This window comes from Sphingobacterium bambusae, assembly GCF_033955345.1.
Classification (GTDB): domain Bacteria; phylum Bacteroidota; class Bacteroidia; order Sphingobacteriales; family Sphingobacteriaceae; genus Sphingobacterium; species Sphingobacterium bambusae.
The window spans coordinates 3,054,861-3,080,966 of sequence record NZ_CP138332.1; the positions used below are offsets into that span (position 1 = coordinate 3,054,861).

Annotated in this window: 25 protein-coding genes; 24 read left to right on the forward strand and 1 reads right to left on the reverse strand. The window is 42.4% G+C overall.

Annotated elements, in window-relative coordinates; all coding sequences use genetic code 11:
* Positions 1–45: 45 nt before the first annotated feature.
* From cdaA to SCB77_RS12795, 3 genes are read left to right on the forward strand one after another with little or no spacing between them, the layout of a single operon-like run.
* On the forward strand, positions 46–840 hold the full coding sequence (gene cdaA / locus SCB77_RS12785; protein WP_320182392.1) for a diadenylate cyclase CdaA: 795 nt from the start codon (positions 46–48) through the stop codon (positions 838–840).
* Positions 841–887: 47 nt separating this feature from the next.
* Positions 888–1,799: a DUF1338 domain-containing protein gene (locus tag SCB77_RS12790; protein WP_320182393.1), complete on the forward strand. Its 912-nt coding sequence runs from the start codon at positions 888–890 to the stop codon at positions 1,797–1,799.
* A 10-nt stretch (positions 1,800–1,809) separates the two neighbouring features.
* Positions 1,810–4,734, forward strand: a complete 2,925-nt coding sequence (locus tag SCB77_RS12795; protein ID WP_320182394.1) for an FAD-binding and (Fe-S)-binding domain-containing protein — start codon at positions 1,810–1,812, stop codon at positions 4,732–4,734.
* A gap of 58 nt (positions 4,735–4,792) precedes the next feature.
* Here SCB77_RS12795 and SCB77_RS12800 read toward each other — a convergent pair whose 3' ends face one another.
* The gene (locus tag SCB77_RS12800; RefSeq protein WP_320182395.1) at positions 4,793–5,641 is read right to left on the reverse strand and encodes a DUF2911 domain-containing protein; all 849 of its coding nucleotides are present in this window, start codon (positions 5,639–5,641) and stop codon (positions 4,793–4,795) included.
* A gap of 189 nt (positions 5,642–5,830) precedes the next feature.
* On the opposite strand from SCB77_RS12800, the gene SCB77_RS12805 reads away from it, so the two are divergent.
* The 21 genes from SCB77_RS12805 to SCB77_RS12905 all read left to right on the forward strand — a co-directional run bounded on the left by SCB77_RS12805 (position 5,831) and on the right by SCB77_RS12905 (position 26,098).
* Positions 5,831–7,111 (forward strand): replication-associated recombination protein A, encoded by a 1,281-nt coding sequence (locus SCB77_RS12805; protein WP_320182396.1) that lies wholly within the window; start codon positions 5,831–5,833, stop codon positions 7,109–7,111.
* 72 nt (positions 7,112–7,183) lie between these two features.
* Positions 7,184–7,732: a 3'-5' exonuclease gene (locus tag SCB77_RS12810; protein ID WP_320182397.1), complete on the forward strand. Its 549-nt coding sequence runs from the start codon at positions 7,184–7,186 to the stop codon at positions 7,730–7,732.
* Between the two features lie 479 nt (positions 7,733–8,211).
* A complete protein-coding gene (locus SCB77_RS12815) occupies positions 8,212–8,910 on the forward strand; it encodes a tyrosine-protein phosphatase (protein ID WP_320182398.1) in 699 nt (232 codons plus the stop codon).
* A gap of 30 nt (positions 8,911–8,940) precedes the next feature.
* Entirely contained in the window at positions 8,941–9,993 is a 1,053-nt protein-coding gene (gene rfbB, locus SCB77_RS12820; protein WP_320182399.1) for a dTDP-glucose 4,6-dehydratase, read from the forward strand.
* A complete protein-coding gene (gene rfbC, locus SCB77_RS12825; RefSeq protein ID WP_320182400.1) occupies positions 9,993–10,541 on the forward strand; it encodes a dTDP-4-dehydrorhamnose 3,5-epimerase in 549 nt (182 codons plus the stop codon). Before rfbB ends, rfbC begins: the two co-directional genes overlap by 1 nt.
* 112 nt (positions 10,542–10,653) lie before the next feature.
* A complete protein-coding gene (gene rfbD, locus SCB77_RS12830) occupies positions 10,654–11,502 on the forward strand; it encodes a dTDP-4-dehydrorhamnose reductase (protein ID WP_320182401.1) in 849 nt (282 codons plus the stop codon).
* A 117-nt stretch (positions 11,503–11,619) separates the two neighbouring features.
* Entirely contained in the window at positions 11,620–12,486 is an 867-nt protein-coding gene (gene rfbA / locus SCB77_RS12835; RefSeq protein ID WP_320182402.1) for a glucose-1-phosphate thymidylyltransferase RfbA, read from the forward strand.
* A 398-nt stretch (positions 12,487–12,884) separates the two neighbouring features.
* The gene (locus tag SCB77_RS12840) at positions 12,885–13,361 is read left to right on the forward strand and encodes a hypothetical protein (RefSeq protein WP_320182403.1); all 477 of its coding nucleotides are present in this window, start codon (positions 12,885–12,887) and stop codon (positions 13,359–13,361) included.
* Positions 13,362–13,459: 98 nt separating this feature from the next.
* Positions 13,460–13,969, forward strand: coding sequence for an ArsR family transcriptional regulator (locus SCB77_RS12845; protein WP_320182404.1), 510 nt, complete (start codon positions 13,460–13,462; stop codon positions 13,967–13,969).
* A 5-nt stretch (positions 13,970–13,974) separates the two neighbouring features.
* Positions 13,975–14,451, forward strand: coding sequence for an adenylyltransferase/cytidyltransferase family protein (locus tag SCB77_RS12850; RefSeq protein WP_320182405.1), 477 nt, complete (start codon positions 13,975–13,977; stop codon positions 14,449–14,451).
* Positions 14,452–14,561: 110 nt separating this feature from the next.
* Positions 14,562–15,848, forward strand: a complete 1,287-nt coding sequence (locus SCB77_RS12855; protein ID WP_320182406.1) for a nucleotide sugar dehydrogenase — start codon at positions 14,562–14,564, stop codon at positions 15,846–15,848.
* A 66-nt stretch (positions 15,849–15,914) separates the two neighbouring features.
* A complete protein-coding gene (locus SCB77_RS12860) occupies positions 15,915–17,297 on the forward strand; it encodes a nucleotide sugar dehydrogenase (RefSeq protein WP_320182407.1) in 1,383 nt (460 codons plus the stop codon).
* Between the two features lie 23 nt (positions 17,298–17,320).
* Complete coding sequence (locus tag SCB77_RS12865) at positions 17,321–17,905, forward strand: acyltransferase (RefSeq protein WP_320182408.1); 585 nt, start codon at positions 17,321–17,323, stop codon at positions 17,903–17,905.
* Positions 17,886–19,331, forward strand: a complete 1,446-nt coding sequence (locus SCB77_RS12870; RefSeq protein WP_320182409.1) for an MOP flippase family protein — start codon at positions 17,886–17,888, stop codon at positions 19,329–19,331. Before SCB77_RS12865 ends, SCB77_RS12870 begins: the two co-directional genes overlap by 20 nt.
* Positions 19,332–19,449: 118 nt before the next feature.
* A complete protein-coding gene (locus SCB77_RS12875; protein WP_320182410.1) occupies positions 19,450–20,562 on the forward strand; it encodes a hypothetical protein in 1,113 nt (370 codons plus the stop codon).
* A 106-nt stretch (positions 20,563–20,668) separates the two neighbouring features.
* Positions 20,669–21,478 (forward strand): hypothetical protein, encoded by an 810-nt coding sequence (locus SCB77_RS12880; protein ID WP_320182411.1) that lies wholly within the window; start codon positions 20,669–20,671, stop codon positions 21,476–21,478.
* On the forward strand, positions 21,456–22,568 hold the full coding sequence (locus SCB77_RS12885; RefSeq protein WP_320182412.1) for a hypothetical protein: 1,113 nt from the start codon (positions 21,456–21,458) through the stop codon (positions 22,566–22,568). The genes SCB77_RS12880 and SCB77_RS12885 overlap by 23 nt, the downstream gene beginning before the upstream one ends.
* On the forward strand, positions 22,565–23,695 hold the full coding sequence (locus SCB77_RS12890; RefSeq protein ID WP_320182413.1) for a glycosyltransferase family 4 protein: 1,131 nt from the start codon (positions 22,565–22,567) through the stop codon (positions 23,693–23,695). Before SCB77_RS12885 ends, SCB77_RS12890 begins: the two co-directional genes overlap by 4 nt.
* On the forward strand, positions 23,692–24,882 hold the full coding sequence (locus tag SCB77_RS12895; RefSeq protein ID WP_320182414.1) for a glycosyltransferase family 4 protein: 1,191 nt from the start codon (positions 23,692–23,694) through the stop codon (positions 24,880–24,882). The genes SCB77_RS12890 and SCB77_RS12895 overlap by 4 nt, the downstream gene beginning before the upstream one ends.
* Positions 24,875–25,480 (forward strand): sugar transferase, encoded by a 606-nt coding sequence (locus tag SCB77_RS12900; protein ID WP_320182415.1) that lies wholly within the window; start codon positions 24,875–24,877, stop codon positions 25,478–25,480. Before SCB77_RS12895 ends, SCB77_RS12900 begins: the two co-directional genes overlap by 8 nt.
* On the forward strand, positions 25,481–26,098 hold the full coding sequence (locus tag SCB77_RS12905) for an acetyltransferase (protein ID WP_320182416.1): 618 nt from the start codon (positions 25,481–25,483) through the stop codon (positions 26,096–26,098).
* Positions 26,099–26,106: the final 8 nt, after the last annotated feature.

Sequence of the window (26,106 nt, forward strand, 5' to 3'; positions counted from 1 at the left end):
AAAAAGCAAAAAAGTACTTTATATTTCTTAAATTGCACTACGTACATGGAAAATTTCGATCTCAATATATTTAACGGCTTCCGCCTCTTGGATATCATCGATATCTTTTTGGTGGCTATTATCATCTATTATATCTATAGCTTGATCAAAGGTACAATAGCCGTGAATATCCTGATCGGGATAGGGCTTTTCTACGGCATTTACTTGGTGGTGAAACAGATGGAGATGCGCCTGCTGACGGAGATTTTCGGCGGCTTTATTTCCGTAGGTTCCATTGCTCTTATCGTCGTTTTCCAGCAGGAGATTCGTCGCTTTTTGATTCATATTGGGAAAAATATCTCCCTGCGGCGCAAGAAGTTCTTTTGGTCTTTCTTAGGCTCAAAGAAGTCAACGCAGGTGGATAATAGCGAACGGATTAAGCCCATCGTTGATGCCTGTCGTAGCATGTCAAAATCGCGCACTGGGGCGCTGTTGGTTTTCTCCCGTTATTTTGATGAGGAATACTACCAATCTAGTGGCGAGTATATCGATGCGCCACTGTCTAAGCGTCTGTTAGAAAGCATCTTTTTCAAGAACAGCCCCTTACATGATGGAGCCGTGGTTATTGTTGATTTCCGGATCATGACAGCGAGTAGCGTGTTGCCTATTTCGGATAGCGAAGACCTCCCACCACAGTTCGGTTTGCGTCACCGTGCAGCCATTGGTGTTACCGAGGTTTCTGAAGCTATAGCGGTGATTGTTTCCGAAGAGACTGGCGAAATCTCCTTGGCCAAGGATGGCAACGTCAACATGAACCTCAGTTCGGAAGAGCTGGAGAAGTTACTACGGGAAGAGTTGTAAGGATTTTTTCCTTAACTTTATCTATATAAACCTTAAATAGTCGCGTTATGTACTTCGACAAGCAAAAACCTTTGGATATTGTGCTGAATGATCTATTTGCGCATTATCGTGATCATGTAGCGGATGTCAGCAAGATAACCGATGCGCTGTTGGCTAATGCCGTTGTTAGCTCCCAAGATGATATTGTCAACGACCATATCGCATTCCGTACCTTGGGTGTACCGCATTTGGGCATCGCTTCCTTCGAAAAGATTTTTCTGGCCTACGGCTATCAACGGCGAGATCATTATTATTTTGAAGCCAAGAAATTGGATGCCTATTGGTATGCCCCGCCGGAGCCACACTATCCGCGTATTTTTGTGTCGGAGCTTCAGGTTAAGGCCCTCAGCGCAGAAGCGCAAAAGATTATACAGCAATACACCGATCCGATCAATAGTGATCCTGTAGATAGCTTGGCTCTTTCCAATGGCCAGGCTGTTGCGGATTTTCTGCAGCAAGCATTGTGGCCCTTGCCTACGGCCGCCGATTACCAACGGTTGCTGGAAGAAAGCGAGTATGCGGCTTGGGTGATCTACAATCGTTATTACCTGAACCACTACACCATCAGTATTCATGAGCTAAAAGATGGCTATAATACGCTGGAGGAGTTTAATTGCTTCTTGGAAGGCATCGGGGTTAAGCTTAATACCGCTGGCGGGAAGATTAAAACCAGTGCTGATGGCCTTCTTCGGCAAAGCAGCACGGTTTCTGCACTCTATGAGGCCACTTTTTCGGATGGTCGTGCGCTAGAGATTGCGGGAAGCTATGTAGAATTTGCTGAGCGCAGTCCACTACCCGCTTTTCAACATCTGGCAAAGGATGAACTGAAGCCCGAGCACCGTCGTGATGGTTTTGAAACCAATAATGCGGATAAGATTTTCGAGAGCACCTATACCGGGCAGATAAAAGGCGAGCAATAAGCATAGTGGCATGAATGAACAATTGCGCAGCTTGGAAGTAGAGCTGGCGGGCGAGTTGCATGGGGATGCAAAGATGCGTATACTCTATGCCACAGATGCCTCGGCCTATCGCGAGCTTCCCTTAGCGGTTGCCTTTCCGAAGGATGTGCAGGATCTACAATTGCTGATTGCCTTTGCACGGAAGGAAGGTGTTTCGTTGATTCCCCGTGCCGCCGGTACCTCGCTGGCGGGGCAAGTTGTTGGAAAGGGGATCGTTGTGGATGTATCGCGCCATTTTACGGCGATCCAAGAGATTAACAGCGCGGAGAAATGGGTGCGGGTGCAGCCCGGCGTTATACGAGACGAACTTAACCTTGCATTGCAGCCTGTTGGTCTTTATTTCGGTCCGGAGACCTCTACCGCAAATCGTGCCATGATTGGCGGCATGGTGGGCAACAACTCCTGCGGCTCCAATTCCTTGGTCTATGGCAGCACGCGTGAGCATACCCTAGAGATCGAAGCCTTACTTAGTGATGGCTCCGCAGTAACCTTTAAAGCCCTATCCTTTGATGACTTTTGCGATAAATGTAGCCTAACAAGTCTAGAAGGGGATATCTATCGGCATATGCGGTCGCTCTTGGGCGATTACAGCAATCAAGAAGAGATACGTAGGCAATATCCCAAAAAAGAGGTTACCCGTCGGAATACGGGGTATGCCATCGATCTGCTGTTAGCATCTGATCCGTTTACCGCAGGCGCGGATCCGTTTAATTTCTGCAAGTTAATCTGTGGTTCCGAGGGCACTCTGGCTTTCATCACATCGGTTAAGCTTCAGCTCGTGGAAGTTCCACAGCAGCCATCTGTTTTACTTTGCGCGCATTTTAAAACGGTGGATGAGGCGCTCCTAGCGAATTTGGTTGCCCTCCAATATAAACCTTTGGTGAGCGAGTTGATGGATAGCTATATCTTGGACTGCACGAAGAATAATTTGGAGCAACGCGAAAACCGCTTTTTTGTACAAGGCGAGCCGGGAGCCATCTTAGTGCTGGAATATGCAGATGATAGGCTGGAAGCGGTGTATGAAAAAATCGATGTGGTGGAAAAGGCTATGCGCCAGCAAGGCCTGGGGTATCATTTCCCTAAAGTGACGGGCAGCGACAAGAAAAGAGTATGGAACTTGCGCAAGGCGGGGTTAGGGCTCTTGAGCAATACGCCGGGCGATGAGAAGCCGGTGGCGGTGATTGAAGATACGGCCGTTGCCGTGGACGATTTGCCTGCGTATATTGCTGAATTCAACCGTATTTTGAGTGCTCATGGTCTTTATTCCGTGCATTATGCTCATGCGGCCACGGGCGAGCTGCACTTGCGGCCTATCCTCAATCTGAAGACCGAAGAAGGGCGTAGCCAATTTCGTCTGGTTGCTACAGAAATCGCCAAGTTGGTCAAGAAGTATAGGGGTTCGTTAAGCGGTGAGCATGGCGATGGGCGCCTGCGCGGTGAATTTATTCCGTTGATGATCGGTCAACATAATTATGGACTACTGCAATCCATCAAGAAGCAGTGGGATCCTCAGGGGATCTTTAATCCCGGGAAAATTGTGGATACGGCAGCCATGGACAGTTTCTTGCGTTATGATCAGGTAAAACCCTTTCGGCAAGAAATCCCCTCCGTGTTTCGTTATGCTGGTCAGCACATCTTGCAGCATGCCGAGCAGTGCAATGGGTCTGGCGATTGCCGTAAGACCGAGCTTTCCGGAGGAACGATGTGCCCTTCCTACATGGCAACCCGAAGGGAGGAAGATACCACGCGTGCGCGTGCAAATATATTGCGGGAGATGTTGTCCCGATCCGAGAAAGCAAATCCCTTTGATCATCAGGAGATCAAAGAGGTGATGGATCTTTGTCTCAGTTGCAAGGGCTGTAAGGCAGAATGTCCATCGAGCGTGGATATGGCCAAACTCAAAGCTGATTTTCAGCAGGCCTATTACGATGCGAATGGTGTGCCGATGCGCAATTGGTTGATCGGACACGTGGATCGTATGACGCGGCTTGTTGCTCCGGTATCGGGCTTATATAATTGGGCTATTGCACATCCTTTCTTCGGTCGTCAGGTCAAACAGTTCTTGGGTTTTGCGCCGCAGCGCACTTTGCCTGCCATTGCGAAACAGTCACTCTATGCTTGGTTCAGCAAACGCCGACAACAGCCTGCCACGCAACAAAAACAAGTCTATTTCTTTTTTGATGAGTTTACGAACCATCACGAAGTGGAAATCGGGAAGAAAGCTATTTTGCTGCTGGAAGCTTTGGGCTATGGGGTCTTGGCGGTAAAGCACCCTGCTAGTGGACGCGCGCTAATCTCTAAAGGCTTTCTGCGTGAAGCCAAAGAACTTGCAAACGAGCAGGTCGCGCTTTTTGCTCCGCTTCTGCAGGACGACCATTATCTCGTTGGCGTGGAGCCTTCGGCTATCCTCAGCTTTCGCGATGAATATGTGGATCTAGTGGATGAAGAACATATAGGGGATGCCAAGTCGCTAGCTAGACGAGCTTTGACGATCGAGGAGTTTCTGTATCAAGAGCAGGCTGCTGGAGCCTTCACTGTCGATTGCTTTCATGAGGAGCCGAAGCATATGCTGTTACATGCCCACTGTCAACAAAAAGCTTGGGGACTACAGGATAAGCTTGCTGCGCTGTTGCGTTTCCCTAAAAATTATACGGTAGAAGTTGTACCTTCCGGCTGTTGTGGCATGGCCGGTTCTTTTGGCTACGAGCAAGAGCACTATGCGCTTTCGCAGCAAATAGGCGAGTTGGTGCTGTTTCCCAAATTGCGTCAGAAATCAGAAAGTACTGTTGTTGTCGCGCCAGGCACTTCCTGTCGGCAACAAATAAAAGAAGGGCTCGCTCAGCAAGCCCTTCATCCTGTAGAAATTCTATTTGCGGCATTAAAAGCCAAAGGTTAACGGTACGTAACCTAACTTCTTAACGTGTAGATCCTTCAGTATAGGCGTTTTCCGCTTTTTACTTTTTAGCGGCGGTAATCACCTGTGTGTTCAATTTCACATACTCCGCGTTGTTGGCTGCTTTTGCCATCTCTACACCCTCAGTCGCGGTTTGTATAGCTCCAGCTTTATCGCCAGCTTTTAGCTGTATCTGTGCTTTCCAGTATTTGATATGCGGCGCTTTCGTATTGCCTTTGTCAGCCTCATTAGCCCAAGCCAAGGCCTTGTTGATGTCTAGGTTGTTATTAAAGTAGTACTGCGCAGCTTGGAAATAAGGTTTCTTTTCGCCCTTCATCGCTTCGTCGATGGATGCTAAAATTTCCTTCGATTGATCGACCACAATCGGGAAGCTCACTTTAACGTTTTCCCAAGCTAACGACAAATCAGCTCCTTTAGGCGTTACATTTTCAAAAGCCATGGTAAAGGTTTCTACCTTATCGTTCAATTTCTTGGCTTTTGCTGCGAAACGTAAGAAATCTTCCTCTTGTTTGTATTGGTATGCACCCCATTGGTTGGCATTTTTGCTTAATATGATGGTCCAGTCGCCCGTCTTTTTCGGTATGCTGAAGATACCATAGGTACCTGCAGGCACTTTGTTGCCGGCGATGCTTACCTCTTCTTCAAAGGTAATGCTCGGGATGTTGTTGGCTCCTGTTCTCCATACCTCATCATAGGGCTCTAGTCCGCCGAATATCGTGCGTCCGTTTGTGTTTGGACGCTGGTACACCAAGGTTACTTTCTTGATACCGATGCCCTGTTCAATTTTCGTCGTGCTACTGGCTTGTGGTAGTTTGGCTTGTGCCTGTGTTTCCGACAAGCTAACGAAGATGATGCCCGCTGTTAGCAGGGCCAAAAATCTTTTTTTCATGTTGTTCTCTCTATTTTATGTCCCCCAGTCGCTAAGCAGGGTTCCTGTTGCTAAAAATACGTTTTTTTTACACTACTAGTCGCGGCAAGGCAAGTATTGAACAGAAATATGACAGATGCGGATGCTGCGCCATGGCCTTTGCTGCTGCCTGTCAAGAAAAGCACAAATCGAATTGCTTATCTTTGTCTTATGGCAACAGCAATACCTTTAGCAGAACGCATGCGGCCCAAAACCATCGCCGACTATATTGGGCAGCAACATATCATCGGCGAGGGAGCGGTGCTTCGCAATGCGCTGCAGCAGCAGAATATTCCCTCCATGATCTTTTGGGGGCCACCAGGAGTTGGTAAAACGAGTTTGGCCTTCCTGATTGCGGGTGAGCTTAAACGTCCTTTCTTTTCGCTAAGCGCTATACAGTCTGGTGTTAAAGATATTCGGGAGGTTATCGATAAGTCCGAGAAGCTGCGCAACTTCAATCAGGAGCAGCCTATTCTGTTTATCGATGAGATCCACCGCTTTTCCAAGTCGCAGCAAGATTCCTTGTTGGGTGCAGTAGAGCGAGGACTGGTAACGCTGATTGGTGCGACTACCGAAAATCCGTCGTTTGAGGTTATCTCGGCGCTGTTGTCACGCTGCCAAGTTTATGTGTTGGAACATCTCTCCGAGCAGGACTTGCACCAGATTCTCGCGCAAGCTATCGAGCGTGACGACTACCTGAAGCAGCATCCTATCAAAATCGAGGAATACGAGGCGTTGTTTCGCTTGTCGGGGGGAGATGCGCGGAAGTTGTTGAATGTGTTCGAATTGGTGGTACATGCTGCCGTTGCGCAACAGCAGGTAGTGACGAATGATTTTGTGCTGAAGCAGGTGCAGCAGAACATGGCGCGTTACGACAAGACGGGCGAGCAACACTACGATATTATTTCGGCCTTTATCAAATCCATTCGCGGTAGCGATCCCAATGCGGCGGTATATTGGCTGGCTAGGATGATCGAAGGCGGCGAAGACCCGTCCTTTATTGCGCGTCGCCTGCTAATTTTAGCTTCGGAAGATATTGGCAATGCCAACCCCAATGCGCTGCTCTTGGCGAACAATTGTTTTCAGGCGGTCAATGTTATCGGTTGGCCCGAGTCGCGGATTATCCTTTCCCAAACGGTTACGTACCTAGCTTCCTCGGCAAAAAGCAATGCGTCTTACGAGGCGATTAACAAAGCGCAGGCTTTGGTGCGGCAAACGGGCGATCTCTCGGTGCCCCTGCATTTGCGCAATGCGCCTACCAAGTTGATGAAAGATCTAGATTATGGCGCGAAATATAAGTATGCACATGCCTTTCCCGGGAATTTTGTGCAGCAGGAGTTCTTTCCGGATCAGCTTAGCGGCACGCTGTTGTATGATCCCGGTAGTAATGCTGCAGAAATCAAACTGCGGGAGTCGTTAAAGAGTAAATGGAAGGATAAGTACGGCTATTGATCGGGAAGTCAGCAAATAAGGGCAATATCGACATATTCGTTAAATTCACTATATTTGTAGAAATATCACACAATGACCTTTACAGCGATAGATTTTGAACTGGCAACAGCCGTTTATACGAGTGTGTGTGCGGTGGGTATCGTAAAGGTGGTAGATGGCGAGATTGTGGAGCAATTTCATAGCTTGGTGCGTCCACCCGATAACAAGTACATGTGGCAAACAACCCGTGTGCATGGCATTAAGCCGAGAGATACTGCTTCAGCACCCACATTTTTAGAACTTTTTCCGCATATTGAGAATTACCTTCAGAATGCTTATATGGTGGCACACAACGAGAAGTTTGATCGGGAGGTGTTGATGAAAACCATGGCCTATTACGGCTTGGACTATAAAGCGCTAGGGCTAGCTCCAACTTGGGATTGCACGAGTGTCATTTATCGTGCAAAGGGCTTTAAAAAGACCAAGTTGAGCATCTGCTGTCGCATTATGGGGATAGCGCTTAACCATCACGATCCACTATCGGATGCTAAAGCGAGTGCACAATTGTTTCTTTTGCAGGATACCGTGACCAGCGAACTTATTGCCGAGCATTTTCCGGACGACGAGCAACAGGCGAGTTAATTCTTAGGATTTCTCGATCTTGGACAGAAGCTCTATCTCACACTTAGCGTAGCTTCTGAGTGTTTACTTATGAAACAAGCATTGATCTTTTTTAGCTGTTTTTGTCCTATCAAGAGGACGCCGCTAGCGGTCTTGCATCGCTTATATTCGGTAGTAGCAAACAAAATCCCCTGTCAAGTGTTAAAAAAGTAAGTTTGAAAATCCATGGCACAATATGTGGTATAACGCTTATGAATAAGAGATTAACATGTCGGTGCTTTCTATTAGGGCTAGATTGATTAAATAGATAAATGAATTGTAGCGTATTGGTTACATGCTTCGTTTTATTTTTTAGGATAAACGATGTATAATTGCAGTTCAACCTAATTTGAAATAGATACTAACAATAAGAGAGAAAAATGTCATTTTGGAGTAGATTATTTGGAGGAAAACAAAGAAGCAATGAATCGGATGGAAAGTTAGCCTGGATAGGTTGCGATATGCACAATCACATTTTGCCAGGTATTGACGATGGTAGTAAAACGGTGGAAGAATCGTTGTTGTTGCTTCAGGGCTTGAAAGACTTAGGTATATCCAAGTGTATTTCGACACCGCACGTGATGCAGGAAGTCCATAACAATACGCCGGCTAGCATTGCGGCAGCGCATAAGCAGTTGAAAGAAGGGATGGACGCCGCCGGTATGAAGTTCGATATCCAATATTCGGCAGAATATATGATAGACGATCAATTGCAAACGATCATCAGCCAAGACCAAGTTTGTTTGCTGCCCAATCAACATATGCTGATCGAAATGTCTTACCTCGCCGAGTCGAAGGCGCTTTTCAAGACAATTAAAGATATTCAAGAGAAAGGTTATCAACCTATTTTAGCCCATCCCGAGCGCTATAATTACTACCACCAAAATTTTAAGATCTACAAGGAGATAAAAGATGCAGGCTGTCTGCTGCAGCTTAACCTACTTTCTATTTCCCGCTATTATGGCGAGCATGTGAAGTCCGCTGCATTGATGTTAATCAAATCGGGTATGTACGACTTGGTTGGCACGGATATGCACCACGAGCGTCATTTGAATGCACTACGGCAAGTGGCTGTCAGGTATGATAGCTATGCTTTGCTGAAAGACAACCCTATAAAAAATGCGACAATATTTGAAAATAGCCAAAAGCTAGCTATTTAGAATATACTTTCTTTCGGTTATCTTTGGTATATGGAAAAGACCATATGCATTACCGGAGGTGCTGGATTTATCGGATCGCACGTCGTTCGGGAGTTTGTCAAGAAATACCCACACTATCGTATTATCAACATTGACGCATTGACCTACGCGGGCAATCTCGAGAATTTGCGCGATATCGAACAGGAACCCAACTATTCCTTTGTCAAAGCAGATATTACCGATGCGGCCCATATCTTGTCCATCTTTCAGGAATACCAACCAGACGGGGTGATACATCTCGCAGCCGAATCCCATGTTGACCGTTCCATTACCAATCCTACGGCCTTCGTTATGACTAATGTAATTGGAACGGTTAACCTGTTGAATGCGGCGAAAGAGATCTGGAAAGACAACTATGAAGGAAAGCGCTTTCACCATGTTTCTACTGACGAGGTGTTTGGCGCATTGGGCGATACCGGTCTGTTTACCGAAGACACCAAATATGATCCGCATTCGCCCTATTCGGCATCGAAGGCTTCGTCAGATCATTTTGTGCGCGCCTATCACGATACCTACGGTCTTCCTATCGTATTGACAAATTGTTCGAACAATTACGGGCCAAACCATTTTCCTGAAAAACTTATTCCTCTTTGTATACATAATATCTTAAACGAGAAGCCCCTTCCGATCTACGGAGATGGAAAATACACGCGCGATTGGCTGTTTGTGATCGATCATGCCAAGGCTATCGATTTGGTCTATCATCAGGGAAAGAATGGCGACTCCTATAATGTAGGTGGGTTTAATGAATGGCAAAATATTGACCTTGTAAAGGAATTGTGCCGGCAGATGGATGAGAAGCTGGGGCGCGAAGAGGGTACATCGGCCAAGTTGATTGCTTTTGTTAAGGATAGACCTGGCCATGATTTGCGTTACGCGATTGATGCTCGTAAGATCAATCAGGAGCTCGGTTATCAACCTTCGGTTACTTTTGAGCAGGGCTTGTCGATTACAATTGATTGGTTTCTGAATAATGAAGAATGGTTGAATAATGTGACTTCGGGAGATTACCAGGGTTATTATGAAAAGCAATATAAGGGGTAATGAAGATAACGGAGACAAAATTAAAAGGTTGCTTTATCATCGAGCCTACTAAATTTGGCGATAGCCGCGGTTATTTTTTTGAGAGTTTTAACGAACAGACCTTCAATAAGCTTACGAATACACAAACACATTTTGTACAGGATAATCAATCTTATTCTACTCGTGGCGTAATTCGTGGACTGCATGCGCAAGCCGGAGAGCATGCGCAGGCCAAGTTGGTACGTGTGCTAGAAGGTAAAGTAATTGATGTTGCCGTAGATACGCGTCTAGATTCCGAGACCTTCGGGCAGCATGTTGCGGTCGAGCTATCGGCAGAGAACAATTTGCAGCTCTTCGTGCCACGTGGCTTTCTGCACGGCTTTGTGGTGCTCAGCGAAACAGCTACGTTCTTCTATAAATGCGATAATTTTTATAATAAAGCCTCGGAGTGTGGGGTGAAGTTTGATGATCCGGAACTGGGTATTGATTGGGTTGTCCCTGTAGAGGAATTGATTATTTCCGACAAAGATCAAGTGCTTCCGAGCTTTAAAGAGTTGTTCGTTGATTAATGAGTGACGTGGTTACAAAGTGATGAGGTGATGAAGTATAAAGCATCAAGTATTTGTCACGATGTCACCGTATCACTTTGTCACTGCATCACCCTATCACATAAAAAATTACATGAAAATACTAATTACAGGATCTTCAGGGCAGTTGGGGTCGGAATTGCGGGAGCTGTTTGGAGAATCATCGGGGCATGAGCTCTATTTTATGGACAGCAAGCAGCTGCCTTTGGAGCAGACGATGATCATACAAGATATTTTGGGTATGTATCAGCCAGAGCTGATTATCCATGCCGCTGCTTACACCGCGGTGGATAAGGCGGAGTCGGAGCCGCAGCGGGCAGATCAGGTGAATCATCTCGCGAGTGAGGAGATTGCGCAGTATTGCCGCCTCCATGGCGCCAAGCTCTTGGCGATTTCTACGGATTATGTGTTTGATGGCCTTTCGGCCGAGCCTTTGTCTGAGGACGCTCCCGTAGGGCCAATCAGCGTGTATGGTAAAACAAAGTTACTTGGTGAGGCGGCAATCCAGAAATGGGCGCCGGAGTACCTGATCATCCGTACCTCTTGGGTATATTCTACGTATGGAAATAACTTCGTAAAAACGATGATCCGCCTAATGACGGAGCGTGACCGTATATCGGTGGTTGCTGATCAAATTGGTTCACCCACCTATGCCCGAGATCTTGCTACAGCAATTATTCACATTATAGAAACGGGTAACTGGAAAAATGGTATCTTCAACTTTAGCAATGAAGGGGAGATATCTTGGTACGATTTCGCTGTAGCCATTCGTGATTTGAAAGGTTTGGACTGTACAATTAATGCTATTCCTACCGCAGATTATCCCACAGCGGCAGCACGACCAAAGTACTCCTTGCTGGATAAAACAAAAATTAAAGATAGTTTTGGGGTGGAGGTGCCCTATTGGAAAGATAGCTTGGTAGCGATGTTGGGGCGGATGTGAAGTAGTGACAAAGTGATGTAGTGATATGGTAACGAAGTAAAAAAATAGCTTAGTGTTTTAGGCTTTGTCACTTTCATCACCTTGTAACCTCGTCACTATTTTAAAAATAAAACGACAATGAAAGGAATTATTTTAGCCGGTGGATCCGGTACGCGTTTGCATCCCTTAACGCTTGCCGTGAGCAAGCAGCTGATGCCTGTTTACGATAAACCTATGATCTATTATCCCCTGTCAACCTTGATGTTGGCCGGGATAAAAGAGGTCTTGATCATCTCTACGCCGCAGGATCTGCCCAACTTTCAAAAGCTGTTGGGAGATGGTTCGCATTTAGGTTGCCGGTTCTCCTATAAGGAACAGCCCTCGCCTGATGGGCTTGCGCAGGCCTTTATCTTGGGCGAGGAATTTATTGGTGACGACAAGGTAGCGTTGATCTTGGGCGATAATATTTTCTATGGCTCAGGTATGTCGAAGTTATTGCAGTCCTGTGCCTACCCCGATGGAGGGGTGGTGTTTGCCTATCCCGTGCAGGATCCTGAGCGCTATGGGGTGGTCGAGTTTGATGCATCTAAAAATGTGGTATCCATCGAGGAGAAGCCTAAAGAGCCGAAGTCTAATTATGCCGTTCCGGGTATCTATTTCTACGACAATGAGGTGGTGCAGATTGCGAAGGCTATCAAACCCTCACCGCGTGGCGAACTGGAAATTACAGATATCAACAAAGAATATTTAAAACGTGGAAAACTGAAGGTAGGTGTATTCGATCGTGGAACAGCTTGGTTGGATACCGGGACTATAGCTTCTTTGATGCAGGCCGGGCAGTTTATTCAGGTTATCGAAGAGCGCCAAGGCATGAAAATTGGCGCGATTGAAGAAGTGGCTTATCGGATGGGCTACATCGATAAAAGCCAGCTGCTGTCACTCGCTGGGCCATTGATTAAGTCGGGTTACGGGCTTTACCTCAATCGCTTGGTTGAGGGCGCCTAGTAGAAACATCGCTTGAGGCTTAAGGTTTAGCCTTATTAAACCGATTCGAATAATTTTTTAAATACAAATAATAGTGAAGGTTTTTTTGCTTTATTTGTATTTAAATTATTACATATGATAACCAATGTATTAACCGTTTTATTAGCCTTCTCTGCTGTAGTGGTTCTTTTTTTTACCCTACAGCTCCACCTACATCTAAGCCGTTGCCATCGTTTTTCGTCAAAGGACGATTCCCAGTTGCGCATGCAACGGTATCATTATCTAAATCTTAGCCGTCAACGCCAAGTCGGATATGTGCGCTCAAGATCCTTTATTGTCTCCCTTTTGTCCCCTGTTGCGCTATGCGTTTTTAGGGGAAATATTGTTTCTTCGTTGTCTACAATTACACGTTTAGCCCCATGGATGATTTAAACTACGAGATTATTGGCGCACTTGTTCTGCTTGCTGTGCTATTTTTTGGACTCGCTGAATGGATGCGGTATGTTCGATTCAGAAAGTATCTTGCGCTCGATAGCGATGTGCGCTTGCACCAAGCGCCAAATCGCGAGCAGCATGTTGTTACGGGGAGTATCGGCATGGCTATGTCGCGGGCCGATAAAAACGTTAAGGGCTTGCTGGTCTTGTCGTTGTCCTTTCGCAATAGCGCTTTTTCCATTCCATCGGTGGATCAGCTTTATTTTAAAGCCGATAGTGCGCAGTATCTTTCTGTCGGCTTCCGTATACGGCGACATGATTTGCGTCCACTGCGCGGACAACAGGTGAGCATACGCCTGAAAGGTCGGCTGTACCTAAAAAATGGATCGACGAAGCTGATCAAGGCTGTTATTTCGGTCAGCATTCCCAAAGCGGAAGATGCGATAGGAGCCGAAGGATAGTATTTTTCTTTTTCGCTTATACAAAAGCAAGTTTTATTGAATTAATTTGCATAGCTCGAAAAAGTAGAGTACTTTTGTTACTCGCCAATAAGGATACTATGTTAGACGCATTGATAACATCGAAGACCCGCTTAAAGTTGCTGATCAAGTTTTTTGTTTCGGCAAAGAATACCGGCTACCTGCGTGGTATTGCCGAGGAGTTCGATGAATCTACAAATGCGGTTCGTAAAGAGTTGAATCTGTTGACCGATGCCGGTTTTTTAGAGAAGGCGCAGGCCCAACGGAAGATCCTTTACCAAGCGAATACGCAGCATCCTCTTTTTAATCCACTACAGCGCTTGGTGCACTCTTTTCTGGGCATTGATCAGGTAATTGATCAGGTGTTGGAACGCGCAGGTGATGTGGACCGGGTAGTGCTAACAGGCGCTTATGCCAAAGGGCAGGAGTCTGATAGTGTAGATATCGTTATTTTGGGCGATAACTTAAATTCGGCATATTTATTGCAGTTAGCGGAGAAAACTTCGCCCTTGATCAAAAAGAAGGTAACCGTGTCCTTTGTAATGCCGCAGCAGGCAGGCCATATTATCCTATATCAAAAAGCAAGTTGAGTATCATGAAGGAAGAGCAACGAAAACAATCCAATAAGGACTATAATTCAGGTTCGCGTGTCGGTATTACCTTCTCCACTTTTGATCTGCTCCATGCGGGGCATATCATGATGTTGGCAGAGGCAAAGCGGCAATGCGACTATTTGATCTGTGGTTTGCAGATGGATCCTACATTGGATCGTCCAGAGAAAAACAAGCCTACACAGACTGTTGTGGAACGCTATATTCAATTGCGCGGTTGCCAGTATGTGGACGAAATTGTGCCTTACTCTACCGAGCAGGATCTAGAGGATATCCTTCGTTCCTTCAAGCTTGATGTGCGCATCGTGGGCGATGAATATAAGGATAAGAATTTTACGGGCCGTGCGTATTGCGAGGAAAAGGGTATCGAGCTGTATTACAACAGCCGCGATCATCGGTTTTCGAGCTCGGGGCTACGGAGGATTGTGGCGGAGAAAGAGGCGGAACGGAATAGCAAATAGGAATAGGTTTTGTTTGTTAACGACATGTTAACCGTTTTTTTATTTAATAAAAAATTTTTATTTAGACAATCAGTAGAAAGTAATTGCTGAAATTAGAATCATTTATCAATATGAAAAAAATAGCTGTAATAGGTCAAGGTTACGTTGGGCTTCCATTAGCAATAGAATTTTCTCAGCATTTTCCTGTAATCGGATTTGATATCAATGAAGAACGGGTAAATGAATTGAACACAGGTAAAGATCGGACTTTGGAGGCCGATTTGGAAAAGCTGACAAAAGGAATTCAATTAGCGAAAGACACGAAATTCGCGCGAGGTTATGTCAGTTCTAGTTCACTTGATGAACTCAAAACGGCACAAATTTATATTGTAACCGTTCCTACTCCTATTGATCGTTACAATGCACCCGACTTAGGTCCTTTATTAAAGGCCTCTGAGATGTTGGGGAAAGTCATTACTAAAGGTGATATTGTTATTTATGAATCCACCGTCTACCCGGGTTGTACCGAAGAAGATTGTGTGCCTATTTTGGAGAAGTTTTCCGGGTTGAAGTTTAACGAAGATTTCTTTGTAGGATACTCGCCTGAGCGCATCGTGCCTGGTGACAAAGTCAATACGCTGATTACCATTAAAAAGGTTACATCGGGGTCGACACCAGAAATTGCTGAAGAGGTTGACCAATTATATAGAACGATTGTTCTAGCGGGTACACACAAAGCTCCAAATATTAAAGTTGCAGAAGCATCGAAGGCCATTGAGAATGCACAGCGCGATGTTAATATTTCCTTTGTGAACGAACTTGCTTTAATATTTGATCGTATTGGCATAGATACAAATGATGTCCTTGAAGCGGCAGGAACAAAATTCAATTTCTTGAAATACAAACCTGGACTGGTTGGTGGGCATTGCATCTCCGTCGATCCTTACTATTTAGCACATAAGGCTGTTCAACTCGGCTATCATCCAAATGTGATCCTTTCAGGGCGTCGCGTAAACGATTCTGTAGCTGAATTTATAGCATCAAAGGTGGTCAAGTTGATGATCAAAAAAGGTATACAAGTTAGTAATGCAAAGGCGTTGATTTTGGGGGTCACATTTAAGGAAAACTGTCCCGATGTTCGTAACACGAAGGTCGTTGATGTCTATAACGAACTGCGCGAATATGGTGTTGATGTCGATATTTACGATCCTTGGGCAGATGCTGGAGAAGTAAAACATGAATATGCTGTGGATATTTTAACACGATTAGAAAAAGATAAATCATATGATTCCATAATCCTTGCGGTTTCTCACAAAGAATTCTTAAACATGGATTTAGAGTTTGTGAGAAAATCAAATTCCGTTGTGTTTGATATAAAAGCGTGTCTAGATCGAAACTTAGTAGATGCGAGGTTATAAAGATTTCCAAATTTATAACAAAAATATACGGATGTCTTAGATAGGTGAAAAGTTAGTTAGCACTACATGAAAAAAATAAAAAAGATTGCCTGTATCGGCGCAGGATATGTTGGTGGCCCTACGATGTCAGTTATTGCACAAAAAAATGTTGACGTTGAGGTTACTGTAGTAGATTTAAACGTAGCGCGTATCGCAGCTTGGAATGATGGTGATTTAAACCATCTTCCCGTGTATGAACCGGGCTTGGATGATGTTATCAAAGAAGCTCGGGGGCGGAACCTTTTCTTCTCGACAGATGTGGATAAAGCCATTAAAGAGGCGGATATGATTTTTATATCGGTTAATACGCCAACCAAAACCTATGGTAAAGGGAAAGGACAAGCTGCGGATCTTAAATTTATTGAGTTGTGCGCGCGTCAAATTGCTGCTGTAGCCACCTCAGATAAGATTGTTGTCGAAAAGTCGACATTACCTGTTCGCACCGCAGAGGCTTTGAAAAGTATATTGGATAATACGGGTAATGGTGTAAATTTCGATATCCTTTCTAATCCAGAATTTTTAGCCGAGGGTACTGCAGTATCTGATCTCCATAATCCAGATCGCGTACTGATAGGTGGGGAAGATGCTGAAGCAATCGAAGCGTTGGTTCAAGTATATGAGGCTTGGGTGCCGCGTGAGCGCATCCTGACGACTAATCTTTGGTCTTCTGAATTATCGAAACTGGTGGCCAATGCATTTTTAGCACAACGCGTGTCCAGTATCAATGCTATCTCGGAGCTTTGCGAGGTTACAGGTGCAAACGTTGATGAAGTCGCCCGAGCTATTGGACAGGATAGTCGCATAGGTTCAAAGTTCTTGAAGGCTTCGGTTGGTTTTGGTGGATCTTGTTTTCAAAAAGACATCCTCAATTTGGTTTATATTGCGCGTTCTTATAATCTAACAGCTGTCGCCGATTATTGGGAACAGGTTATTTCGTTGAATGATCATCAAAAATCTCGTTTTGCTGAGAAGATTATCCAAACCATGTATAATACGGTCAACGGAAAGCAGATTGCGTTTTTAGGCTGGGCATTTAAAAAAGACACTAATGATACGCGAGAATCTGCAGCCATCTATGTGGCAGATCATTTGTTGGATGAGGAAGCTACCGTTATCATCTACGATCCAAAGGTGTCGGCAGAGCAGATATATAAAGATTTGGATTATCTAGGCACACGATCTGCTGAAGATAATCGTAGACTAGTCAAGGTGGTAGAAAGCCATCATGACGCCGTAAAAGGTGCTCACGCTATTGCCATATTAACGGAATGGGATGAATTTAAAGGGTATGACTGGCAGCAGATTAAAAACGGTATGAAAAAGCCTTCTTTTGTTTTTGACGGAAGGAAAATTTTAAATAAAAAACAATTAGTTAATTTGGGATTTGATTATTACTCAATTGGCGAGTAACTTTATGACATAATCTAAATGTTATGAGGTTTTATAGAGTAATTAGCTCAAAGTTGGGGACTGCGGGCATAGAGAAATTCTTTTTTCTTTTTTTATATCTTATGTTGTTAAAGCATTTGCCTTCATCTACAAATCTATTTTTTGGTGGAGTTTCGAAACAGTTGAGATATTTGTGTTGCAAGCGGATTTTCAAGTACTGTGGTCGTAATGTCAATATAGAAAGTGGTGCTGATTTCGGGAGTGGTTTTGAGTTGGAAATAGGGAATAATTCTGGTATCGGCATTAATTGTAGGGTTCCATCGAATATTCAAATTGGGGATAATGTGATGATGGGACCGCAATGCTACATTTTGGATGCAAATCATAATTTTGATGATTTAGACCAACCGATGATATTTCAAGGACATTCAAAAAAGATGCTCACTGTTATAGAAGATGACGTTTGGATTGGAAGAGAAGTCTTGTTGACACCTGGGCGTGTTATTAGAAAGGGAAGTATAATAGCTGCTCGCTGTGTGCTAACTAAAGACTTTCCTGCGTTTTCTATCGTAGGAGGGAACCCTTCTAGAATTTTAAAAAGCAGACTAAATGAAGGCGAAACAATCTAGAAGTGGATTTGTAGGCGGTACGGTTTGGACTACAATATCTTTTGTGGTTGTAACGATTGTGTATTTATTACGAATATCCATATTAACACGGTACTTAGACAAATCGGATTTTGGCTTAGTTGCGATAGTTTTGATGATTTTAGGTTTCACTAACATTTTCGCAGATCTTGGTGTATCGTCTGCACTGTTGTCGCAAAACAATGTCAACAAAAAAGAATACAGTAGCCTTTATTGGGGAGGAGGGATAATATCTATCCTGCTTTATTTTGTCGTAACTTTATCAACACCGCTGTTTTCGCGGTTCTATAATGAGCCTTTTTTAAATACTTTAATTCCTGTTATGGCCGTTGATTTAATCATTTCGGCAATAGGAAGGCAGTTTGCCGTATTTAAGCAAAAAGATTTTAGATTTAAAGAACTGGCTATTATCAAGATTGTTTCGGAATTATTTTCTCTACTTGTTGCAGCTGTCCTCGCTTACAACGGATATGGAATTTGGAGTTTAGTTGCCTCCATATTAGTCGCTTCTTTTATCAACAGCGTGCTAAATTTTATTTTGGGTATTAAATTGCATCCGCTGAGTTTCAATCTTAATTATTCCCAAACCAAACATCTTTATAAGATTGGCTTTTATCAAGCAGGATCGCAAGTATTGGATTATATATCTTCTCAGATTGATATTTTAATTTTGGGTAAGATGATACCTATGGCAGATATGGGAGTGTATTCAATTATTAAAAATCTTGTTTTAAAAATATACAGTTCAATTAATCAGATTGTTACAAAGGTAGCCGTCCCTATTTTCTCAAAGCTAAAAGATAATACGGTTAAATTTCGTGAAAAATATTTAGAGATTTCATCTGGTATAATGCTGGTTAATACTGTTTGTTATCTCATAATAATGGTGAACAGCTCTGAAACGCTGTCACTTTTTTATGGTAGCCAATACTCTAAATATGCAGACATCTTGCAATTTTTATGCGTTTGGGGAGTGTTTTCATCCATTGTGAATTGCGCTAGTGTGTTGATTGTTATAAGTACTGGAAGAACAGATTTAGGTTTTCGATGGACACAACTTCGATTGTTTTTGAATCCGCTGTTTATTGTTGTTGGCGCCTATTTTGGCGGTATTCTAGGAACTGCAATCGCGCAGGCGATATACTCGTTTATTACCATATTCTTCTATCGAGAGGTGGTTGTGAAAAAAATATTACCCTCTTTAAGTAATCGTGATTTTCTGTTGGTTTTGTATCGCCCTATCCTTCTCGCTGCTACATTTTACTGTGTTTTCTATTTCGCGAGAAATTACGTTCCGTTATATTTGACAATGAATGTTTATTTAAAGTATTCTTTAAGCGCGATAGTAATTGCTGGATGCTATTTTTTAGTTTTTAAAAATAGTATCCGAAATGTTGTTAAACTGTGAACTTCTGATTTCAATTGGAATTTTGTATTAGAATTATCTCCACATGCGATCAATACGATATATAAACGAAAATAAAGTCTCTATACTTCTAGCCCTTATAGTGCTACTTTCCAATCCGATGTGGTTTCTATGGAATGTGAGATTTTTGGTGGTTATCGGCTTATTAGGCTTGCTAATTTTATTGTTGCTGCCTCGGTTGCATGATGACAAGTTTATTACTGGAGTGGCTAGGAGTTCGCCTTTGTCTATTTTGTTCTTTTTATATTTTGGTATCCTCTCCGCATTTATAGGTGGCGTTCAAACATATTTGATAGCAAGTTTTCTAATCCTGTTATTCCACCGCTTATTTACTGAGACTGAAAAAATACGCGCACTAGAAATCCTATCAAATCTTTTAGCGGGAATTATTTTAATGTCATTAGTGCCTTGGCTAGTGCATACTTTTATTTATAAATTGCCCATGTGGGGTGGCTACATCCAGTATTACGATACTAAGGGTATGGATAGCGTAATAGAGAATTATCTCCTTTTCATACAAGTTCAACACGATTTTTTAATCAGATTTTATTCAATTTTTGATGAACCTGGCACATTGGGTACGCTCTGTGCTTTCGTGCTTTACGGTAACCGATATGATTTCCGAAGAAAAACAAATATTATAATCTTAGTTGGAGCGATTACAACATTTTCCATGGCTTTTTATGCCTTATTTTTACTGGGAATTTTTTTGCAAAACCTTACACAAATACGACGTATCGTCATTGCATTAACAAGTTTGGTAGTTCTAACAATCATTGTTTACGCGCTATTTAAGGATAATGAAACATTCCAAACAACCATCATTAATCGATTCACAGATGTTGATTCGTCGGTAGAAAGCCGAGAATCCGGATATTTGGACGAATTTTACAAAGGTTTTCTTCAGAAACCCGAACGAATTTATGGTGCAGGTAGAGGCGTCATGACCGACAATCCTCTGCTATTTAAGGGACAAACATATAAATTTTTCGTTATAGAGTTTGGCTTAGCTGGTGTGGCAATACTTTTGATGTGTTATACTTTTCTACTTAAGAAGTTTGATTTGATGCAGGTGGGGTGCTTAGTTGTTTTTTTGTTATCATTTATGCAACGACCTTTTGCAGCGCAACCTTGGCAAATATTACTTTTTATAATGATTATCGCGGAGTTAGAGAGGCGACGTTTTAAGCAACGAGACGATTTAATAGTTTAGTTTTATGATATTAAAAAAAATTGATAGTTTGTATTCCAAATTGAGGAGAAGAAATAGAATACAGTCTGCATTAAGAGTTATCATCCGTTCTTTAAACAATTTGGTAATGCCAAAGATATTTAAGGCTAGGAGTTCTACAGTTCGACCTTTTGCCCAAAGGCCTGTCGAGAAGGTGATTGTTTCGTTAACAAGCTTTCCGGGTCGCATAAACCGTGTCTGGATTGTAATTGAGTGTCTCTTGCGACAAACATGTATGCCTGATAAAATAATATTGTATCTATCAGTCGAACAATTTCCGAATGGGCTTTCAAGTGTTCCGAAAAATTTACGCAAATATTGTCAAAAGGATATGTTGAAAATAGAGTTTGTATCAGACGATTTAAGATCACACAAAAAATATTTTTACGCACTACAGCAGTTTCCTGAAGATTTGATTATCACTGTAGATGACGATATATATTATCCGGAACATGTCGTCGAAGAGTTGTTAAATCTTCATGTAAGATATCCGGAAGCTATTTGTAGTCTAAGAGCCTATTCTGTTGCTAAATTAGATGGCGAATTACTGCCTTACCGTAATTGGAAAAAGGTTTATAGCTTTCAGGAACCAACTTCTGACCTTTTTCACACGAGTGGTGCCGGCACCCTTTATAAAAAGTCATTTTTTTCTGATGAAGTATTCAACCAAAACGTTTTTAAGAAATTCTGCTTTCATGCTGATGATGTATGGCTTAATATAATGGCTCAAATTCAGGGAACAAAGACAGTTAAAAGCGAATATTTTTCTAATTTGCTCCCAATCAGTTCAAACTCGTTTAAGTTGAGTGAGGGTAATGTGGCTGATGGTGGTAATGACATTCAGCTCAGATCTTTACTTCAGTACTATAATATTAATGATGATGAAATATTTAATTAATTTATGTTGTTCATCCCTATTCGTAGTATACACTATTACGGCATATGCGCAAAGTAAATACAAGATAGCTTTCGATAAACAACTGGCTTCAAATACGATGTATTCAAAAGGTAATATAGGTAAGTTCGCCAGCAGTAAAAATGCCTATAATTTTATGGCGATGGGATACTACCTTGATGCGAATAATATAATGTATACTAAAACCGGAGACATTGAATACCTGAACAATAATTTAAAGATTGTGGAAGCTGTTCTCTTAAACAATAGTGCTTATTCGCAAAATAAATGGTTAGTTAGCGTAAATAAAAACAATCAAAACGTTAATTCAAACGGCCAACAATCCTTAGTTTTTGAGGGTTATTTTTTCAGATATTTAGGTGATTTTTTATTTGTGATAAAGGGTAAAAATCTATTTAAAGAAAAACATAGCAGAATTCAAACAGCCCTCCGTTCAGCATTCGATAAGTGGAATACGAGAAGCCTTAACGGTTATAACGATCAGTCTCGTCTTTTTCACGAACGTCTTCATATCGGCGCTAATTGGGCCGTAGTTGCGATGTACTTGAATATTTTTAATCCAAACAGCTCTTACAAAAAATTTCAGGATGATTTTGATTTTCAACTTAGGAAGGCTTTGAAGATCGTCAACAAGAATGGTCGCGATTGCTATGTTTGGAACAGCACTTACTCGGATAGGTTTACCGGATCATTAAAAAAAATTGCGAAATATACTGCTGAAGTTCAGGATGTTACACATGGTAATCACATTGTTAATTACGTTCTCACGGCAAATCGCCTAAAAAAGGGTGGTTGGGGCGAAGACGATTTAAGAAAATTCTCAAATACCCTAGGTATTTTAATATGGAATGCTTCGACTCAAACATTTTCCGATAACGTTGACGGTAGCAAATCTTCTGCTAGAGAGCTTAGGGGAACCGGTTGGAAGCAATCGGACGGTTGGATGAAGTTGATGGACTTCGATACAGATCTTAGAAAATACTATGAGTCATTTTATAGCAAGAACAAAAATACAATCGATAAATCGTCACTAGGATTACAATTTATAGCAAATTTATACTCTACAAAATGATCTTGCACATATGTAATGACTTTTCAGGCTCAACTGTCTACAAAAATCTTTTTCAGGAGTTAGACGGTCTAGGAATTAGCCAATCGGTTTATCATCCGACAAGGGATAAATACCGCATCAATAAAAATCATATCACTTTTAAAAATGAGGGTTCGCGAATACATTATGATTATGTCTTAAACAAGTCCATAGATCGGATATGGTATCGCCATAAAATCAAGAAAATCGTAAGCGCAATAGAACGGAAAATTGATTTGTCGAAAATCGCGCTTATCCACGCCCACACATGGTATAGTGACGGCGGAGCGGCATATATTCTATCTCAAAAGTATGGAATTCCATATGTCGTTTCCATTAGGAATTCAGATGTTAATATTTTCCATAAGTTCTTATTACATGAACGAGCTTTCGGAAAGAAAATATTGGAAAATGCGAAGGCTGTCGTTACAATATCAGCAGCTTATAGAAAACGTATACTTGCATTGTCGTCGCTTCAAAAAATAAAGGTGGGTCTTAACCTTAAGCTTGATGTTATACCAAATGGTGTAGATCCCTATTGGATAATGAATGCAATGCCATTTTCAAGAAGACAATTAGGTACGGCGATTTCCGCATTATATGTGGGAAAATTTGATTCTGGCAAAAATGTGCTATCCTTGGTGAGGGCAGTTGTAGCACTAAATGCGGTTAGGGCATATAAGATAGTTCTTAACCTTGTCGGCGAAGGCGGCGCGGATCATAAAAAAATTGAAGCGTTTGCAAAACGTTATCCAGACCAGATTATTTTACATGGTAAGATCAGTGAAAAGGAAAAATTAAGAGAACTTTTCAATCACGCAGATTTTTTTGCGATGCCTTCGAAAGGAGAAACTTTTGGACTAGTTTATGTAGAAGCGATGTTATGTGGCTTGCCAGTAATATACACCGAAGGCGAGGGTATTGATGGGTTCTACCCGGATACGATCGGAACAAAAGTTAGGCGTTCCAGTCTGGAGGAAGTTAAGCTGAGACTAGATGAGATGGTTGAAAAATACCAAACTCGATTAATACCAACAAAGGAACTTCAAAACAATCACAATTGGGCGAAAATTTCATTGCTGTATAAAGATCTTTACGAGAAAAAATGAGAATTCTATATATTCATCAATATTTTAAAACACCAGCCGAACCCGGTGGGACAAGATCCTACTGGATTGCGAAAGCCCTTATCGAAAATGGGCATGATGTTACTATGCTTACTTCGTCGGATAGTCAAACAACGGACTTCTACATGAAGACGATAGATAATATAAAAGTAGCATCTTATGCGGTGAAGTACAACCAATCTATGTCTATAAAAGATAGGCTAAAATCGTTTTTAGGCTTCATGTGGCATAGCAGTCGTTATGCACTCCAACATAGCAAACAATATGATGTTATAATTGCAACTTCTACTCCTTTAACGGTCGGCATACCAGCATTATTGGCAAAAAAAATAAAGAAAAAAAAATATTTATTTGAAGTTCGGGATTTATGGCCGGAAGTACCTATACAAATGGGTGCTTTCAAAAATCCGCTGTTGATTAAAGCTATGCGTTTACTGGAAAAAAAGATTTACGTAAATGCTGAACATGTAGTTGCTTTATCTCCGGGTATGCAGGACGGTGTTGTTCAGTATATTGACAAGAGTAAAACGTCGATGATTCCTAACATGTCAAAAAAAGATGCTTTTTGGATCAGGAAAAAAGATATAACCTTATATCCGAAATTGGGGCTAGATCCGGAAAGTTTTAAAGTAATTCATTTTGGCGCTCTTGGTGTTGCTAACGGAGCGGATTATATCATAGAGGCAGCCACGTTGTTAAAAGAAGATCCTTCAATTGAATTCGTGTTTGTTGGAGGAGGTGCTACTGAGGATGATTTGAGAGCGCAATGTAAGATCCGCGAACTCACTAATGTAAAGTTCCTTGGTCGCTATCCAATGGATCGTACATCGGAGATAGTTAACCTTTGCGATGTATCGTTGGTGAGCTTTAAGAACTTACCAATTCTCTATACAAATTCTCCGAACAAATTGTTTGATTCGCTTTCCGCAGGCAAACCCATTATCGTAAATTCTGCTGGTTGGACGAAGGAATTAGTAGAAACATATCGATGTGGTGTTTATGCCGATCCAGAGTCTCCTGCTGATTTAGTATTAAAAATTAAAGCATTGCAAGGAGATTCCGAACTGCTAAAAAAGATGGGAGAGCAATCGCGCTGGTTAGCTGAAAATGTATATGACAAGTCCATCTTAGCTCGAGAATTTGTGAATACCTTTGAGAAATATGTATAAAAATATACTTAAACGACTCGTAGATGTTACGGTTGGACTTGTAACTTTGACATTACTAAGTCCGGTGATAGCTATAGTTGCCATTTTACTTTGGTTCGCTAATTCGGGACAGCCATTTTTCTTTCAATCTAGGCCGGGAAAACATGGTCGTGTTTTTAAGATTATCAAGTTCAAGACAATGAATGACCGAAAAGATGCACAAGGAAATCTGCTTTCTGATGCCGATCGTTTGACGCCAATAGGTGCTTTTGTGCGCAAAACATCGTTGGATGAGATACCGCAATTAATAAATGTATTGAAGGGAGATATGTCGCTAATCGGCCCACGCCCGTTGTTAGTGCAGTATCTACCTTTGTATAATGTTGCTCAAGCACGTCGACACGAGGTTCGTCCCGGGATTACGGGCTGGGCGCAAGTGAATGGCCGAAATGCGATATCTTGGAAGCAAAAATTCGAGTACGATGTATGGTATGTGGATAATATATCATTCGCATTAGATCTAAAGATTATAGGTTTAACCATCAAGAAGGTTTTTGTGCGAGAAGGTATATCGCAAGAAGGGCAAGCGACTACAGAGCCGTTCACAGGCAATGACTAAATGATGGAAAAGCAAGAGTTATTTATTTATGGTGCCAGCGGTCACGGTAAAGTGATTGTCGAAATCGCCGAACGGCTTTCGTATAGTATTATAGGATTGGTGGACGCCAATCCCGAAATAAAAAATTTATTGGGCTATCCCGTTTCTACCTCCGACGATAGTGCAGTCAACGCATTTTGGATTATCGGCATAGGGAACAATGGTATTCGAAAGAAGATTAGTCTTGCAGAGGTCCGTCCTTATATCTCGCTGATACATCCTGCAGCAAATTTGTCAAAACGGACGACAATCGGAGAAGGAACAGTGGTTATGGCAGGTGTATCTATTAACGCTGATGTTTGTGTAGGTAAGCACTGTATTATCAATACCAATGCTTCGGTAGATCACGATTGTAACATAGCGGATTACGTTCATGTGTCACCAAATGCGGCCTTGGCCGGAAATGTTACCGTTGGCGAGGGTACACATATTGGTATTGGAGCGAGCATTATACAAGGGCTAACGATTGGTCGTTGGTGTACTATTGGTGCTGGGGCGGTCATTATTCAGGACGTTCCAGATGGGGCTACCGTTGTGGGAAACCCCGGTCGCGTAATTAAAGTAAATCAAGCAGAATAATTTATAAA